Source organism: Modestobacter sp. VKM Ac-2984 (assembly GCF_026967985.1).
Classification (GTDB): domain Bacteria; phylum Actinomycetota; class Actinomycetes; order Mycobacteriales; family Geodermatophilaceae; genus Modestobacter.
On the sequence record NZ_JAPVBJ010000002.1, the window covers coordinates 97,576 to 111,451 of the forward strand.

At 72.2% G+C, this 13,876-nt stretch carries 20 protein-coding genes; 6 read left to right on the forward strand and 14 right to left on the reverse strand.

Features of this window, described 5'->3' with window-relative positions; genetic code table 11:
- The first annotated feature begins 17 nt into the window (after positions 1 to 17).
- Positions 18 to 746 carry an alpha/beta hydrolase gene (locus O2W16_RS04325; protein ID WP_269157577.1) on the forward strand — a complete coding sequence of 243 codons (729 nt, stop codon included), beginning with the start codon at positions 18 to 20 and terminating at the stop codon, positions 744 to 746.
- Positions 747 to 774: 28 nt separating this feature from the next.
- Here O2W16_RS04325 and O2W16_RS04330 read toward each other — a convergent pair whose 3' ends face one another.
- From O2W16_RS04330 to O2W16_RS04340, 3 genes are read right to left on the reverse strand one after another with little or no spacing between them, the layout of a single operon-like run.
- Entirely contained in the window at positions 775 to 1,530 is a 756-nt protein-coding gene (locus O2W16_RS04330) for a DUF6518 family protein (RefSeq protein WP_331253733.1), read from the reverse strand.
- Between the two features lie 56 nt (positions 1,531 to 1,586).
- Positions 1,587 to 1,976, reverse strand: a complete 390-nt coding sequence (locus O2W16_RS04335) for a VOC family protein (protein ID WP_269157579.1) — start codon at positions 1,974 to 1,976, stop codon at positions 1,587 to 1,589.
- Complete coding sequence (locus O2W16_RS04340) at positions 1,973 to 2,269, reverse strand: ArsR/SmtB family transcription factor (protein ID WP_269157580.1); 297 nt, start codon at positions 2,267 to 2,269, stop codon at positions 1,973 to 1,975. Before O2W16_RS04340 ends, O2W16_RS04335 begins: the two co-directional genes overlap by 4 nt.
- Before the next feature lie 150 nt (positions 2,270 to 2,419).
- Between O2W16_RS04340 and O2W16_RS04345 the strand changes: the two genes are divergently transcribed.
- Positions 2,420 to 2,803: a hypothetical protein gene (locus O2W16_RS04345; protein ID WP_269157581.1), complete on the forward strand. Its 384-nt coding sequence runs from the start codon at positions 2,420 to 2,422 to the stop codon at positions 2,801 to 2,803.
- Positions 2,804 to 2,883: 80 nt separating this feature from the next.
- On the opposite strand, the gene O2W16_RS04350 is transcribed toward O2W16_RS04345, so the two are convergent.
- The gene (locus tag O2W16_RS04350; RefSeq protein ID WP_269157582.1) at positions 2,884 to 3,456 is read right to left on the reverse strand and encodes a dihydrofolate reductase family protein; all 573 of its coding nucleotides are present in this window, start codon (positions 3,454 to 3,456) and stop codon (positions 2,884 to 2,886) included.
- A 110-nt stretch (positions 3,457 to 3,566) separates the two neighbouring features.
- On the opposite strand from O2W16_RS04350, the gene O2W16_RS04355 reads away from it, so the two are divergent.
- A complete protein-coding gene (locus O2W16_RS04355) occupies positions 3,567 to 4,157 on the forward strand; it encodes a TetR/AcrR family transcriptional regulator (protein WP_269157583.1) in 591 nt (196 codons plus the stop codon).
- Between the two features lie 67 nt (positions 4,158 to 4,224).
- Here O2W16_RS04355 and O2W16_RS04360 read toward each other — a convergent pair whose 3' ends face one another.
- Both O2W16_RS04360 and O2W16_RS04365 read right to left on the reverse strand, forming a co-directional pair.
- Complete coding sequence (locus O2W16_RS04360) at positions 4,225 to 4,869, reverse strand: LysE family translocator (protein ID WP_269157584.1); 645 nt, start codon at positions 4,867 to 4,869, stop codon at positions 4,225 to 4,227.
- Positions 4,870 to 5,012: 143 nt separating this feature from the next.
- Positions 5,013 to 5,933 carry a MerR family transcriptional regulator gene (locus O2W16_RS04365; protein WP_269157585.1) on the reverse strand — a complete coding sequence of 307 codons (921 nt, stop codon included), beginning with the start codon at positions 5,931 to 5,933 and terminating at the stop codon, positions 5,013 to 5,015.
- A gap of 46 nt (positions 5,934 to 5,979) precedes the next feature.
- Here O2W16_RS04365 and O2W16_RS04370 point away from each other — a divergent pair, with 46 nt between their 5' ends.
- Positions 5,980 to 6,453, forward strand: a complete 474-nt coding sequence (locus O2W16_RS04370; RefSeq protein WP_269157586.1) for a DUF6194 family protein — start codon at positions 5,980 to 5,982, stop codon at positions 6,451 to 6,453.
- Between the two features lie 11 nt (positions 6,454 to 6,464).
- Entirely contained in the window at positions 6,465 to 6,998 is a 534-nt protein-coding gene (locus O2W16_RS04375) for a putative immunity protein (RefSeq protein WP_269157587.1), read from the forward strand.
- A gap of 3 nt (positions 6,999 to 7,001) precedes the next feature.
- Here the strand turns inward: O2W16_RS04375 and O2W16_RS04380 are convergent, their stop codons facing one another.
- From O2W16_RS04380 to O2W16_RS04405, 6 genes are all read right to left on the reverse strand, one after another.
- Positions 7,002 to 7,382 (reverse strand): PIN domain-containing protein, encoded by a 381-nt coding sequence (locus O2W16_RS04380; RefSeq protein ID WP_269157588.1) that lies wholly within the window; start codon positions 7,380 to 7,382, stop codon positions 7,002 to 7,004.
- Entirely contained in the window at positions 7,379 to 7,627 is a 249-nt protein-coding gene (locus tag O2W16_RS04385; RefSeq protein ID WP_269157589.1) for a type II toxin-antitoxin system Phd/YefM family antitoxin, read from the reverse strand. Before O2W16_RS04385 ends, O2W16_RS04380 begins: the two co-directional genes overlap by 4 nt.
- Positions 7,628 to 7,723: 96 nt before the next feature.
- Positions 7,724 to 8,845 (reverse strand): hypothetical protein, encoded by a 1,122-nt coding sequence (locus O2W16_RS04390; protein ID WP_269157590.1) that lies wholly within the window; start codon positions 8,843 to 8,845, stop codon positions 7,724 to 7,726.
- Positions 8,842 to 9,456, reverse strand: coding sequence for an RNA polymerase sigma factor (locus tag O2W16_RS04395; RefSeq protein WP_269157591.1), 615 nt, complete (start codon positions 9,454 to 9,456; stop codon positions 8,842 to 8,844). Before O2W16_RS04395 ends, O2W16_RS04390 begins: the two co-directional genes overlap by 4 nt.
- Before the next feature lie 641 nt (positions 9,457 to 10,097).
- Complete coding sequence (locus tag O2W16_RS04400) at positions 10,098 to 11,156, reverse strand: 1-aminocyclopropane-1-carboxylate deaminase (RefSeq protein WP_269157592.1); 1,059 nt, start codon at positions 11,154 to 11,156, stop codon at positions 10,098 to 10,100.
- Positions 11,146 to 11,799, reverse strand: a complete 654-nt coding sequence (locus O2W16_RS04405; protein WP_442928900.1) for a GntR family transcriptional regulator — start codon at positions 11,797 to 11,799, stop codon at positions 11,146 to 11,148. The genes O2W16_RS04400 and O2W16_RS04405 overlap by 11 nt, the downstream gene beginning before the upstream one ends.
- A 109-nt stretch (positions 11,800 to 11,908) precedes the next feature.
- Between O2W16_RS04405 and O2W16_RS04410 the strand changes: the two genes are divergently transcribed.
- Complete coding sequence (locus O2W16_RS04410; RefSeq protein WP_269157594.1) at positions 11,909 to 12,349, forward strand: rhodanese-like domain-containing protein; 441 nt, start codon at positions 11,909 to 11,911, stop codon at positions 12,347 to 12,349.
- Between the two features lie 13 nt (positions 12,350 to 12,362).
- Here O2W16_RS04410 and O2W16_RS04415 read toward each other — a convergent pair whose 3' ends face one another.
- Together O2W16_RS04415 and nagB are read right to left on the reverse strand one after the other, a co-directional pair.
- A complete protein-coding gene (locus O2W16_RS04415; RefSeq protein ID WP_269157595.1) occupies positions 12,363 to 13,082 on the reverse strand; it encodes a GntR family transcriptional regulator in 720 nt (239 codons plus the stop codon).
- Positions 13,079 to 13,876, reverse strand: a complete 798-nt coding sequence (gene nagB, locus O2W16_RS04420; protein WP_269157596.1) for a glucosamine-6-phosphate deaminase — start codon at positions 13,874 to 13,876, stop codon at positions 13,079 to 13,081. Before nagB ends, O2W16_RS04415 begins: the two co-directional genes overlap by 4 nt.

The window sequence follows — 13,876 nt, forward strand, 5'->3', positions numbered from 1 at the left end:
CCCACCCCGAGGACGACGTGACCGAGTTCCCCAGCCCCGACGCCGACCGCCCCGACCCCCGCTCCCCCGAGCTGGAACAGCGGCCCGCGATCGGGGAGACGCGGGGCATCGCCCTGTTCTGTCACGGCGGAACCCCCGCCAGCATCGAGCCGCCGAAGACCCGGGCGCTCTCGCTGGTGCGGATGCGGGCCTTCGAGCAGTTCGTGCACGCCAGCACCGCCGATCAGGGCATCGCCACCGCGATGCTGCGTTACCGGGTGGCCGGCTGGAACGGCGAGGCCGCCGACGCCTACCAGGACGTCCGCTGGGCGATCGCGCAGCTGCGCGAGGAGCACGGCACCGACGTCCCGATCGTGCTGGTCGGGCACTCGATGGGCGGCCGGGCCGCGCTCCGGGCGGGCGGGGAGCCCTCGGTGACCGCGGTCTGCGCCCTGGCGCCGTGGACCCCGCCCGGCGAGCCGGTCATGCACCTGGGTGGTCAGACGGTGGTGATCCTGCACGGCCGCGGCGACCGCTGGGTGCCCCCGCGACTGTCCGCGGAGTTCGCTGTCCGGGCCCGCCGGGCGAAGGCGCGGGTCGCCCGGTTCACCATCGTCGGCGGGCACGGCATGGTCCGGCGGTCCCAGCGCTGGCACCGCTTCGCCCGGGACGTCGTCCTGGCCGGGACCGGCCTGGCGCCGATGCCCGAGGCGATCGCGGAGGCGCTGGCCCAGCCCAGCCCCGAGGGCCTCGCCGTCCCGCTCTGACCCCTCACGGGCGAGGGCCGATTGAGCTCTAGAACCCCTCGATCAGGCCTTGCTCGATGAAGTCCGGGGCGGAGACAGCCACCAGTCCGAGGGCGGCCGTCGCGAACGTCAGACCCAGCGTCAGGAGTGGTCGCTTGTTGTCCCTGGTCGCGATGACGAACACGGCCAGGGCTGCGAGCACGTCCACGGCGACCGCCACGTCGATCCCTCCCCAGGTCGAGTACCGCCGGTAGGCATCTGCCATGAGCAGCCCCACCAGCGCGGCGGTCGCCGCCGCTCCCTTCCAGTCTCTGTGGGGAGCGAAGGACCCGAGCAGCCCGAAGGCGACGCCGGCCAGGACGGCCAGGACCAGCCACAGCCCGATCCGGTCCCAGTTGACGGACATGACGCTGCCCGAGCCGGCCCAGCGGATGTCGTGGCCGACCTTGAGTCCGACGTAGAAGGTGACGACCGCCGTCGCGAGCGAAGCGATGGAGGCGCCGACGGCAAGCGGCAGACGTCGACGGAAGCCGACCGCGCTGGCCATCACCGCCCACAGGCCCAGTGAGTGCGCCAGCGGACGCCATGGGTCGTTGTAGTAGGCGTAGACGACCGCGATGGCCACGGCCACCCCCACCGTTCCCGCCACGAGGAGGGTCAGTGCCCACGCTCGGGCACGTGGCGTCTGCGGTTGCGCGGAACGGGACGTGAGCGTCATCGACGTCCGATCAGTCCGGCGACACGTCAGGACGACGCGGTGGGCCTCGATCGTGGAACAGAGGTGATGGCCTGGCAAACACGGCATGGCGCCTTCGCCTCGTGCAACGAGACGACGCCCTGGCGTTCTGACCCGGCGGCGCCCTACTTCATGGTGGCGAGCTGGATCAGGTTGCCGCAGGTGTCGTCGAGGACGGCGGTGACCACCGGCCCGAAGTCGGTCGGGTCCTGGGTGAACTCCACACCCAGCGCCTTGAGCCGCTCGACCTCGGCGTACACGTCGTCGACGGCGAACTGGGTGAACGGGATGCCGTCGGCGACCAGGGCCTCTTTGAAGGGGCCGGCCGCCGGGTGGCCGGTCGGCTCCAGCAACAGCTCGACACCGTCAGGATCGGCTGGGGAGACCACGGTGAGCCAGCGGTGCTCACCGACGGGCACATCGGTCTTCGCGATGAAGCCCAGCTTGTCGGTGTAGAAGGCGAGCGCTGTGGCCTGGTCGTCGACGAACACGCTGGTGATGTTGATCCGGATCACGGCTCGGGGTCCTCTCGGTGGATGGGCCACCGCTCGACGATCGAGCGCAGCGGGCTCGTGTCGATGTGGTGGAACTTGTATCGGCCCTGCCGCCGGGTGTGCACCAGCCCGGCCTGTTCGAGTACCGCAAGGTGCTGGGAGATGGCCTGGCGCGACGAGGTCAGGCCGTGCTTCATGGTCAATCGGCCGCAGATCTCGAACAGCGTCTGGCCGTCCCGGTCGATCAGCTCGTCCAAGATCGTGCGTCGTGTGGCGTCACCCATGGCCTTGAAGAGGTCAGAGTCGGCGTCCACAGACACAGGTATAGGTAAGTGCACACTTGCCTGTCAAGGGATGGCCGCACGGGCCATCGCCCGTCGTCTCACGATCGAGTGCTGGAACCAGGACGCGACCCGGCCGGACCATCACCCCGTTCACCCCATCCAGGGAAGCCGAGGAGTCACATGACCAGCAACACGCCCCCGACGTTCACCGGCGGCCGGAACATCGCCATGAAGGTGCCCCCCCACCAGTGGGAGGAGACGGTTCGCTTCTACCGCGACACCCTGGCATTGCGAGAGCTGGACAACCCTTACGACACCGGCCCGCAGTCGGTGGGCTTCGAGTTCGGGGCGAACAGGCTGTGGATCGACCGCGTCCCGACGATCAGCCAGGCTGAGATGTGGCTGCAGGTCACCACCGACGACACCGCCGCGGCGGCCGAGCTCCTGGCCGCCCACGGAGTGGCTCGCTGTGACGACATCGAGCCCCTCGGGACGACGTCGGCCTACTGGATCAGCAGTCCGGCCAGCATCGTCCACCTGATCTCCGAGCCGGACACCGACTGACGGCCGCGAAATCCTGGGCGGAAGCGTCTGCCGCTGGAACACATCTGTCCTGCCGACACACTGCTGGGTCAGTGGCGCGGTCAGGTGGTCCGGGCGTAGGTGGTGACCCGGATGTCGCCGCTGACCACATGCTCGTCGATGATGGCGAAAGGCCGAGCCTCGAACGTTGCCGAGCTGAACAGCGGGATGCCGGCGCCCAAGACGATCGGGTAGCGCTTGAGGACCAGGACGTCGATCTCCGCCAGGAGCGCACCGGCCAGGCATCCCCCGCCGGCCAACCAGATCCCAGCGCCGGATTCGGCCTTGAGTCGCTGCACGAGCTGGACCGGGTCCCGACCGACCTGCACCCCCGGGTCGATGTCGGCGGGCAGGGTGGTCGAGACGACGTGCTGGTCCAGGTGGCCGTAGGGGCTGGTGATCTGGGCCTGGAGGGCCGGCTCGTAGGTGGCCCGCCCCATCACCACGGCATCGAAGCGCGTGCCAGGGCCGGTGACGTGCAGCTGACTGCGGACGTGCGTGGGCAGGGTCTCGGGGAACTCCCGGGTGATGAACTCCAGCAACGGTTTCGTGACCGGGAAGAAGTCGTAGGAACCATCCGGGGCGGCGATGAACCCGTCCAGGGTCACCCCCACGTAGTAGGTCAGCGCGCGCATGTCCTGTCTCCTCACCAGCGGCGCCCGGGGCGGGACCACTACAGGCACAGTAGTTGTCCAGGCGTCTGATGCACTACGGCTGACGTGGTCAGGTCGAGAGAGGGGGATGCGTGCTCAACGCGCAGCGGCGCCAGGCGCTCATCGACGCAGCGATCGAGGTGCTGGCCGATCAGGGTGCTCGCGGGCTCACCTTCCGGGCTGTCGACGCCCAGGCCGGGGTACCGGCGGGCACGGCGTCGAACTACTTCACCAGCCGGGACGACCTGCTCACCCAGGCCGGCGGGCGCATCTACCAGCGGCTGGCACCGGACCCGGCCACGCTGGCCGTCAGCCGCAGCGGCCCCCGCGACCGGCAGCGCGTCGCGGAGCTGGTGACCGCGGTGACCGGACGCATCCAGGGCTACCGCACCGGCTGGCTGGCACTGCTGGAGCTGCGACTGGAGGCCACCCGCCGCCCCGCGCTGCGTGAGGTCCTCACCGCCACTGTGCGCGCGGACCTCGAGGCGACCATCGCCTACCACCTGGACACCGACCTGCCAGGGGACACGACGACAGCGGTCCTGCTCTACCTGGCCGTCAACTGGCTCGTCGTCGAGTCCCTGACCCTGCCCGAGGTCCTCGACGGCGTCGGTGGACTGTCCACGGAGGCCATCACCACCGCGGTCGTCCACCGGATCCTGGAGGCCACCGCGGAGCCGTGATCCGGGCCGACGTTCAGGCGGCCGTGTGCATCGCGATGGGGACGCCCTCGGCCGTCCACATGCATCATCAGGCCACAGCTGCCCGCGATCTGTCGGTGGCGAGTTTGACCGCGAGGCCGCCGAGCACCCCGCCCATCAGGTAGCGCTGGAACCGCATCCAGGTCGGCCGGGCCGACAGGAACCCGGCGAGGCCACCGGCGAAGACGACGATCAGGCCGTTCACGGTGAGCGCGATGGCGATCTGCACGAGCCCGAGCACGAGGCTCTGCAGCGCCACCGGCGCACCGGCCGGGTCGATGAACTGCGGCAGCAACGACACATAGAGGACGGCGACCTTGGGGTTGAGCAGGTTCGTGAACAACCCCATGGCGAACAATCGGCGCGGCCGCTCCACGAGGAGCTCACGAGGTGCGAACACGTTCGTGCCGCCAGGCCGGACAGCCTGCCAGGCCAGGTACAGCAGGTAGGCCGCTCCAGCCAGCTTCAACGCGGTGTAGGCAGCGGGGACGACGACGAAGAACGCGGCCAGGCCGGCTGCGGCCGCCGCGAGGTAGACGAAGAAGCCAGCAGCCACCCCCAGCAGGGAGATGAGGCCGGCGCGCCGACCTTGGGTGATCGACCGCGACACCAGGTAGACCATGTTCGGCCCCGGGGTGAAGACCAGGGCCAGCTCCACCAGGGCGACCCCGAGCAGTGCCGAAGTCGAGACCACGGGGCTGTTCTCCTTACGCCGATGAGTCCGCCCATCGGACATCGTCATGCGTGTACAGCCCGGCCATGGCGCTGACCACGACGCCCTCTTCGGGCGGCCCGGAACTGGTCCATGGCGGGTCGCCCGCGTAGGTCAGTAGGTCATCAGCATGGCATCTCGAACGTCGCTGAGAGTGCGGTCGGCCCGCTGGTCGGCGAGGTCGTGCGGGGGTCTGCCGGTGCACAGCGATGCGATGTCGAGGAGGTCCCACGGGCACCAAGCTGGCCCGGCAGAAGAGGATGTCGGTGGCCTGGTGCACCGGGTAGGTGATCCGCAGTCCGGACACGGTGCACGCCGGGCGGTGGCCAGGCGACCTTCGACAGGCATGCTGCGCCATTCAGCAGCGCCGTGGACCTGTTCGTCAGCGTGGACTCCCGGTCGCCCAGGGCTGCGGTGACGCGCGCAGACCGACCAGCGCGCCGGAGTTCGGGCAGCAGGCGGCGGATCGTGGGGACGCGGTACCCCGCTGCCCGCAACTGGTGGACCACGCGGGCGTCGCGCACGTGTTCGGGCGAGTACCGCCTCGCCGCACGTGCCCCTTGGCGGTCGGCGGTGAGCAGGCCTTCCACCTCCCAGTGCCGCAGCGCCGAGGGGCGCATCCCCAGCGCGTCGGCCAGCTCGGTGATCCCCATCGCGTCGGACGGCCGCATCGGCAGGATCGGTTCCGCGGCGAGGTGGTCGAGCGCGCGCCGGGTCTGCTCGAGCAGCGAGCGCTCGTGGTGCAACCGCGCGTGGGCGGCGTCCAGCAGCGCCAGCGCCGTCGCCACCTCTCCCCGGTGGAAGGCCCGCAGGACGGCCTTGGCGGCCACCGGTCCCATCCCCGCAGCGAACGCGCGGTAGGCGCGGCCGGCGTCCAGGTGCTGCTCCGTGTAGCGCCGGTAGCCGCTGTCGGTGCGGTCGGCGGCCGGGAGCACGCCCTGGGCCTCCAGGTCACGTACCAGTTGCACCGAGCAGCCCAGAGCGCGCGCGACGTCCACCGGCCGCAGGACGTCCCGTTGGAGGGTTCTGCCCGAGAGCTGGGCCATTCGTGCAGCAAAGCCTCCAGAAGGACTTCACTGCAACCCTGGAGCAATGACCGAAGACGACGTCATCGCCCACCTCGCCGCGCTCGAGGGGGTGGTGGTCTGGACGGCGTCCCCGGGCGACGGATCCCCCGAGATCGCCTGGGGAGACTCCTTCGCCTACTACTCCCCCGACGGGACGGTCCCCACGGCCACCCAGCCCTTCGCCACCATCGTGACCAAGGACTACCCCGACGACGTCAGCAGTCAGCTGCACCGCCCCGGGACCTTCCGCGTCAACATCCACGCCGGCACGGACGCCGCCGCCCGGGCCCTCGCCCAGCAGCAGGACACCGACCGCACCGGTGCGCAGCCGGGCGCGAGCGATCTGGCCGCTGCCGACGTGCTGCGTCCCCACCCGACCTACGGCCGCGCGGGGTGGCTGGCCGTCATCAACCCCGGCGAGTGCACCGAGGCCATCACACGCGCACTGCTGACGGCCGTGTGGGACAGCGCACGGGCCCGGCACCAACGGTCGAACTGAGCGAGGACCACGTGCCCAGCCCCCAGACGCTCAGCGAAGCCGACCGGCGGCTCCTCGCCGGGTGGGCCGCCGACTGCGCCGAACACGTCCTACCGCTGTTCGAAGCCGAGGCGCCCGACGACGAACGCATGCGAGACGCCATCGCCCGCACCCGGGCGTTCGGCCGTGGCGAGCTCGACACCGCAGGAGAGATCCGCCGGCGCTTCCTGGCCGGTCGAGCAGCCGGCGCGGTCACCTCACCCGCTGCCGCGGCCGCGGCCCGGGCTGGGACGCAGGCGGCCGCCGTCGCCCACATGGGCGCGCACGCCCTGGGAGCAGCCGCGTACGCCGCCAAGGCCGTCGGGCTCGCGACACCCGAGCCCGATGCGGCGTTCCACGAAGTGCGCTGGCAGCTCGACCGCCTGACGACGCCGACCCGAGCGGCGCTGCGGCAGCTGCCGCCGCTGGGTGAGGACTCGGCCGGCCCTCTGGGCCCGGGGCTCCTGGCCACCGGCGTCCTGGCGGACGTCATCCGGCACATCCAGGCCGACATCACCGCGGGATGAACGTCAGACCGTGATGACCTCGACGAGTTCGTCCGCTCCCTGCAGGTCGGCCGCGTTGCGGGTGTAGAGCCGCGCCCCATGGGCGTGTGCGGTCGCTGCGATCAGCAGGTCCATCGCCCGCGCACGAGGACGCCGACCAGCGGCGACCACCGCGGCGGCCAGCTGCCCGTAGCTGGCCGCGACGGCCGCGTCGACCGGCAGGGGATCGAACCTCCCCTGCAGGACGGACAGGCGACGCAGCCGCTCGGCCCGCACCGCTGGGTCGGCGGTGACGAGCACACCGAAGTGCAGCTCGGCCAGCGTCACGGAACTGACCGCCAGCTCGCCGGACAGTGGGCCGATGTCCCGGGCGATGACGACGCTGGTGTCCAGGACGGCCCTCACTGCGGCACCCACGGGTCGGTGACCTCCCCGTCGACGAGCCCACGGTCCTGCTCCCACGTCGGGTCGGCGGGTCCGGAGAACAGCTCCTCGACGTCGGCCCACAAACGCCAGGTGCGTGCGTTGGCGGGGATGAGACGAACACTGGGACGGCCGGCCACAGTGACGGTGACCTCTTCCCCAGCCTCGACGCGTCGAATGAGGTCGGAGGCCTGCTGGCGGAGCTCGCGAATCCCGACCGTAGCCATGCCCGGCAAGGTAGCACTTGTGCTACTCGGTTGCCGAGGTGTGGGAAGGCTCCGGGCAGAGCCTCGGCGTCCTCTCGGGACTCACGGCTGCGACCGTCACGGCGTGTAGGTCACCTGGTCGGCGATCTGCACCACTTGCTCGGAGGTGAGGCCTCCCGGCGCCTCCACCACGAAGGTCCTTCCCCCGGGCAGCAGCGCCTGGAGCACCCAGCCGTGCTCGCCGCCGTCCCCGTGGTCGGTGCGGGCCAGCTGAGCAGGCTGCCCCTGAACGGTGACGTCTTCGACCGTCCCGTCCTGCCTGCTGCCCACGCTCGGCAGTTGCTCCTCGATGGAGGTCACCTCGTCGGCGGACAGCAGTTGGACGGTCAGACCCAGGGACGGGTCGGTGTCATCGGCCAGGCGCACGATCCGACCGTCGTCCTTGAAGAAGTCGAGGCTGTACCCGGCCGGAGCCAGGTGCAGCTGCACCGGAATGCCCTGGGGGTCGTCGACCAGGTCTGCGGCGATCCCCGTCAGCAGGTCTCGCTGGGCGTACCGGCCCTGCGCGAAGATCGTCACCCACTGTCCCGACCGGCGCTCCCAGTTCAGACCGGCGATCGCTTCGTCCTGGGTGGGAGCGACGATCACCGCGGGAGAGCCGTTGACGGTGATGTCCTCGGGCACCGACCCTGGGAAGCTGACCGGGCCGTCGGGGGACCCGGGCTCGGTCCCCACGGTGATGCTCAGGAAGTCGAAGGGGCTCTCGGTGCTCGTGTAGGTCATCGATGTTCCCCCGGCGGAGTCGGCACCCAAGGTGGGAGCTGCGGTCCCCGGCGGCGGCGTGGGCAGGGTCAGCGACTGGGTCGGCAGGTCGAAGTCGACCAGCCTGATGCGGTCTGCCTGCGCGACCTGGTCCGACGGTGGAGCGGCCGCTTCGGGTTCGGCGACCAGCACTGCCGCTGTCACGGCAGCCGCGGCCACCAACACCGCCCCGCCGGCGCGCAGGGCACCTCGGCGGGTCGGACGCCGGCGTCCGACCACGGTGGCGCCTTGGCGTCCGCGGGCGTCGTCGACGAGCTGCCGGGCCGCGAGCACCGATGCCGGCTCCGGCTGGGCCGTCCGGGCGGGGGCGGCGGCCTCGATCTCCTGGAGCAAGGCGGCTCGGGCGGTGCGCAGCGCGGTGGCCGTGAGCGGGGTGGCCGCGGGGCCGACGTCGCGGAGCAGGGTGATCTCGTTCATCGGGTCTCCTCAGCGGGAAGGGCGTCGGCCAGGGCCGTGCGGGTCTGACGGCGGGCGCGGTGCAGGCGGGAGCGGACGGTGCCGATCGGCACGTCCAGGACCGCGGCGATCTCCTCGTACGTCAGCTGCTCCCAGGCGAACAGCAGCAGGACGTCGCGGTCCGCGGCCTTGAGACCGGCCAGCGCGGCTGCGATCGGGCCGCGCAGGGCCCGGGCGGTCAGTCGGTCGGAGAGGTCGTCGTCGTCGGCCGGCAGTGCAGGCGCGAGCGGAGCGGTGCGGCTCAGCGCCCGCAACCGACGTTGTTCGGTGCGCTGCTGGCCGTGGACCAGGTGGGTGGCGATGCCCAGCAGCCAGGGGCGGACCTCGACGTGCACGGCACGGTAGGCAGAGCGGCGGCGGAACGCGATGAGGAAGGTCTCGCTCAGCAGGTCGTCGGCCAGGTCGCCCACCCGTCGGCTGAGGTAGCGGTGCACCGCCGGGGCGTGGCGGTCGAAGAGCATCGCGAACTGCCCCGGGTCGGTGACCGACCCCACGATCACGTCCTCGTCACTGAGCGGCTGCCCGGGCGCCCGGGCGATGGACGACGTTCCTCCCGGCGGATGGTCACTCATGAGTGACGCCTCGTGAGCACATTCCGGAAGGCACCTTGCGTCCGATGGGATGTGTGGTGATCACACCCGTACATGTCCGCAGAACCGAATCGGGTTCGCGGCGGGACTGGACGCGCTCAGCAGTGGTCACTCCACTGCTGACGCGCCACACGCCCGACGCCGGCTCAGTCGGAGACCGGGACGGGTGCGTACGGTCTGGCCCGATCAGGCCGTCGACGGGACGGGCGGAGGGGCTGTCCTGTTGTCATCCAGCGCGATGTCCCGGTACCGGCTGATCGGCGCGCCCATGGTCGAGTCCACCTTGTTGGGCACGCTTGCCGGAGCGACGGCCCAGCTCCTCCTGCCCGGCGCGTCCGCCGGGAGTCTGGGGAACGGCGTCGTGCCCGGCTTCGTGCTGGGGCTCGTGGGGGGTGTGTTGCTCGCTGGAGTGACCCATCACGTCGACGGCCAGCGCTCGGATCTCATCGGGCACGCTCCGCCGGTGTCCCCCTGGTGGCCGGTGCGTGCGTGCTCTCCTTCTTCGCCATGGCGGCGGCGACCTCGAACCCACAGATCCCGTGGCTGGGGCGCATCGTCTTCCGCGCTGGAGTGGCCACAGCTTCTGGCTGCGTCACGTACCGAGCTCTGCGGTCTCAGCGGCGTCAGGAGAAGAGGGCGCTGTAGCCGTTCAGCGCGGGCTGGCCGCCGAGGTGGGCGTAGAGGACGGTGGACGACCGGTCGATCTCGCCCCGGCCCACCAGGTCGATGGTCGCGGCCATCGACTTCCCCTCGTACACCGGGTCGGTGACCATGCCCTCGGTGCGGGCAGCCAGCTCCATCGCGGCGATCGTCGTCGCGTCCGGGATGCCGTAGATGCCGGCGTGGAACCGCTCGTCGAGCTCCACGTCGTCGAGGGTCAGCTCGCGCTGCAGCCCGATCGCCGACGCCGTCCGCTGCGCGATCCGCAGCACCTGGTCCCGGGTCTCCGCGGGCTTCGCCGAGGCGTCCACCCCGAGCACCCGGCGCGGCCGGGCGCCCTGCTCCTCCAGCCGCGCGAAGCCGGCGACCATGCCGGCCTGCGTCGAGCCGGTCACCGAGCAGACGACGACGGTGTCGAAGAAGACCCCGAGCTCGGCCTCCTGCTGCGCCACCTCGTGCGCCCAGTTGGCGAACCCGAGGCCGCCCAGCGGGTGGTCCGAGGCCCCGGCCGGGATCGGGTACGGCTTGCCGCCGCGCGCCTCGATCTCCCGGAGCGCCGACTCCCAGCTCTCCTTGAAGCCGATGCCGAACCCGGCCTTGACCAGCCGCACGTCGGCCCCGGCCAGCCGCGAGATGAGGATGTTGCCGACCTTGTCGTACACGGCGTCCGGCCAGTCGACCCAGCTCTCCTGCACGAGCACACACTTCAACCCCAGGTGGGCGGCGACCGCGGCGACCTGCCGGGTGTGGTTGCTCTGCACGCCCCCGATCGACACCAGCGTGTCGCAGCCCTGGGCCAGCGCGTCGGCGACCAGGTACTCCAACTTGCGGGTCTTGTTGCCACCGAAGGCGATGCCGGAGTTCACGTCCTCCCGCTTCGCCCACACCGCCGCGCCGCCCAGGTGCGCAGTCAGCCGGTCGAGCCGGTGCACCGGCGAGGGGCCGAACAGCAGGGAGTGGCGGGGGAAGTCAGCAAGGGTCGTCGCCTTCGGGGCGGCGGGCGGGGCGATGTCAGTGGCCATCGGGGGTCTCCTCCAGTTGGGACAGCAGCGCCGTCCAGATCTCGGTGGTGGTCGCGACGGCGGTGTCGGCGTCGGCTGCCGCGCAGGCGGCGATCAGGCGGTCGTGCAGGGCGACCGAACCCTCGCCGTGGGCGGCGAACCGCTGCCGCTCCAGCCGGCGGATGGCCGGGGTGAAGCGGTCGACGGTGGCGGTGAGCGCAGCGTTCCCGCAGCGGGCCAGCAGGACGTCGTGCAGCTCGTCGTCGGCGTCCATCGCGGCGTCGACGTCCGCGGCCCGCAGCGCGGCGGCGAACCGCTCGTTGGCCGCGCGCATCGCGGCGACGTCCTCGGCGGTGACCCGGCCGATGGCCTCGCGCACCGCCAGCTCGTGCATCGCCCGGACGACGACGGCGGCGTCCCGCACCTGCTCGAGCACCAGCGGCGTCACGCGCGTGTGGCTCTGCGGTTTCGCCTCCACCAGCCCTTCGTCGGTCAGCCGGGCCAGGGCGGCGCGCACCGGGGCCACCGAGAGACCGAGCCGGCTGGCGAGCGCGGCGTCCTTCACCACCGTCCCGGGTGGGAGGTCACCGGCCACGATCGCGTCGCGGATCCGGGTCAGCGCCTCATCGCGCAGCAGCACGCGCGGCACGGGGTCGAGGGACACGACTGACATCTGACATGTCAGTTGGCGGCGGCGTCAAGGGCCGGATCCCTGCGGTCGTCGGCAGGGCGGGCGCTGTCCGGGCCGGCGCGCCGCCGCCAGCATCGACGGCATGGACTGGACCACCACCCCCGCCGATGCCGCCGCCCACTTCGCTCGGCGGCTGGCCGTGGAGACCGACGTATCCGACGTCCACGCCGCCCTGGAGTCCGGCCGGCCCGGCTTCGTGCTGGTCGACACCCGCAGCGCGGAGTCCTGGGCGCAGGGGCACGTGCCCGGCGCCGTCCACCTGCCCGGAGGGGAGATCGCCGGGCGCGCGGCGGCCGAGCTCGACCCCGCCGTCCCGGTGGTGACCTGCTGCTGGGGGCCCGGCTGCAACGGGGCGACCCGCGCGGCGCTGACGCTGGCCCGGCTGGGCTACCGCGTGCGGGAGATGATCGGCGGGTTCGAGTACTGGGCCCGGGAGGGCCTGCCGGTCGAGACGGCCGAAGGCATCGCGCGGCCGGACGTCGACCCGCTGACCGCACCGGCGGGCCTCAGCTGCGGCTGTTGACGGGGGCTCAGCCCTACCCCGGCTCCACGGTCATCGCCACCTCGTACCGGTCACCGCGGTAGGTCGACAGCGCGTGCTCGACCGGCCGGCCGGCGCTGTAGGAGACCCGGTCGAACACCAGCACCGGGCGGGACGGCGACACCCCCAGCAGGACGGCGCAGTCCCGGTCGGCCTCCGCCGCCCGCACCGTCTGCTCGGCCCGCTCGATCGTGCAGCCGTACCGCTCGGCGAGCAGCGTGTAGAGCGAGCCGGTCAGGTCGGCCTCGTCCAGGTCGGGCGCCACCGCGACCGGGTACCAGCCGTCGTCGACCGACATGGGCTGGTCGTCGGCCAGCCGCAGCCGGCGCACGTGCCAGGCCCGCTCCCCCGCGGCCAGCTCCAGCGCGGCCCGGGTCGCCGGCGGCGGCACGGCGCGGTCGACCGCCAGGACGACGGTGCTCGGCCGCAGCCCGAGCCGGCGCATGTCGGAGTGGAAGGAGGCCAGGTGCAGCCGGGACCGCGCGGGCCGTTCGGCCACGAAGGTGCCCTTGCCGCGCACCCGCACGAGCACGCCCTCGCTGACCAGTTGGCCGATCGCCTCGCGCACGGTGATCCGGCTGACCCCGTGCTCGACGCACAGCTGGCGCTCCCCGGGCAACGGGGCGCCCGCCGGGAGCCGGGTGGCCAGCTCGGTCAGCCGGCCGCGCAGCTGCTCGTGCTTGGGCACCACCCCGTCGACGATCAGCGCCGTCACCACCTCTGCTCGGTCAGCTTGTGGCTGAGCACGTACCGGTAGTAGTCGGCCCGGGCCAGCTGGGCGCCGGCCGCCTCGTCGACGACGAGGGTGACGTGCCGGTGCAGCTGGAGCACCGACGCCGGGCAGGACGCCGTCAGCGGCCCCTCCACCGCGGCGGCGATCGCGGCTGCCTTCGCCTCCCCGGTCGCCACCAGCACCAGGTGCTCGGCGCCCAGGATCGTGCCCAGCCCCTGGGTGATCACGTGCCGGGGCACCGCGGCGACGTCGTCGCCGAAGAACCGCGCGTTGTCGACCCGGGTCTGCTCGGTGAGCGTCTTGACGCGGGTGCGGCTGGCCAGCGACGAGCCGGGCTCGTTGAACCCCAGGTGCCCGTTGGCGCCGATCCCCAGCACCTGCACCGCCACCGGCCCGGCGGCGAGCAGTTGCGCCTCGTAGTCCAGGGCGGCCTGCAGCGGGTCGGCGGCCGCGCCGTCCGGGCCGTGCACCACCGCCGGGTCCAGCCCGAGCGCGTCGGTCAGCTCCCGGCGGATCACCGCGCGGTAGCTCTCCCGGTGGCCGGCGGGCAGGCCCACGTACTCGTCGAGCAGGAACGCCTGCACGCCGTCGAAGGACAGCCCCTCCTCCCGGTGCCGGCGCAGCAGCTCCCGGTAGGCCAGCAACGGCGAGGACCCGGTGGCCAGGCCCAGCACCACCGGCCCACCGCGACCCAGCGCGGCCAGCACCGACCCGGCGACGGCGTCGGCGACGACCCGCCCGCAGTCCTCGGGCGTGGGCAGCAGGACGACCTCCAC

Excerpts from the sequence above, each read along its gene's own strand:
- O2W16_RS04330 (WP_331253733.1), bottom strand. The coding sequence starts at position 1,530 with ATGCCGTGTTTGCCAGGCCATCACCTCTGTTCCACGATCGAGGCCCAC.
- O2W16_RS04345 (WP_269157581.1), top strand. The coding sequence starts at position 2,420 with ATGACCAGCAACACGCCCCCGACGTTCACCGGCGGCCGGAACATCGCC.
- O2W16_RS04350 (WP_269157582.1), bottom strand. The coding sequence starts at position 3,456 with ATGCGCGCGCTGACCTACTACGTGGGGGTGACCCTGGACGGGTTCATC.
- O2W16_RS04365 (WP_269157585.1), bottom strand. The coding sequence starts at position 5,933 with ATGGCCCAGCTCTCGGGCAGAACCCTCCAACGGGACGTCCTGCGGCCG.
- O2W16_RS04370 (WP_269157586.1), top strand. The coding sequence starts at position 5,980 with ATGACCGAAGACGACGTCATCGCCCACCTCGCCGCGCTCGAGGGGGTG.
- O2W16_RS04385 (WP_269157589.1), bottom strand. The coding sequence starts at position 7,627 with ATGGCTACGGTCGGGATTCGCGAGCTCCGCCAGCAGGCCTCCGACCTC.
- O2W16_RS04390 (WP_269157590.1), bottom strand. The coding sequence starts at position 8,845 with ATGAACGAGATCACCCTGCTCCGCGACGTCGGCCCCGCGGCCACCCCG.
- O2W16_RS04395 (WP_269157591.1), bottom strand. The coding sequence starts at position 9,456 with ATGAGTGACCATCCGCCGGGAGGAACGTCGTCCATCGCCCGGGCGCCC.
- O2W16_RS04400 (WP_269157592.1), bottom strand. The coding sequence starts at position 11,156 with ATGGCCACTGACATCGCCCCGCCCGCCGCCCCGAAGGCGACGACCCTT.
- O2W16_RS04410 (WP_269157594.1), top strand. The coding sequence starts at position 11,909 with ATGGACTGGACCACCACCCCCGCCGATGCCGCCGCCCACTTCGCTCGG.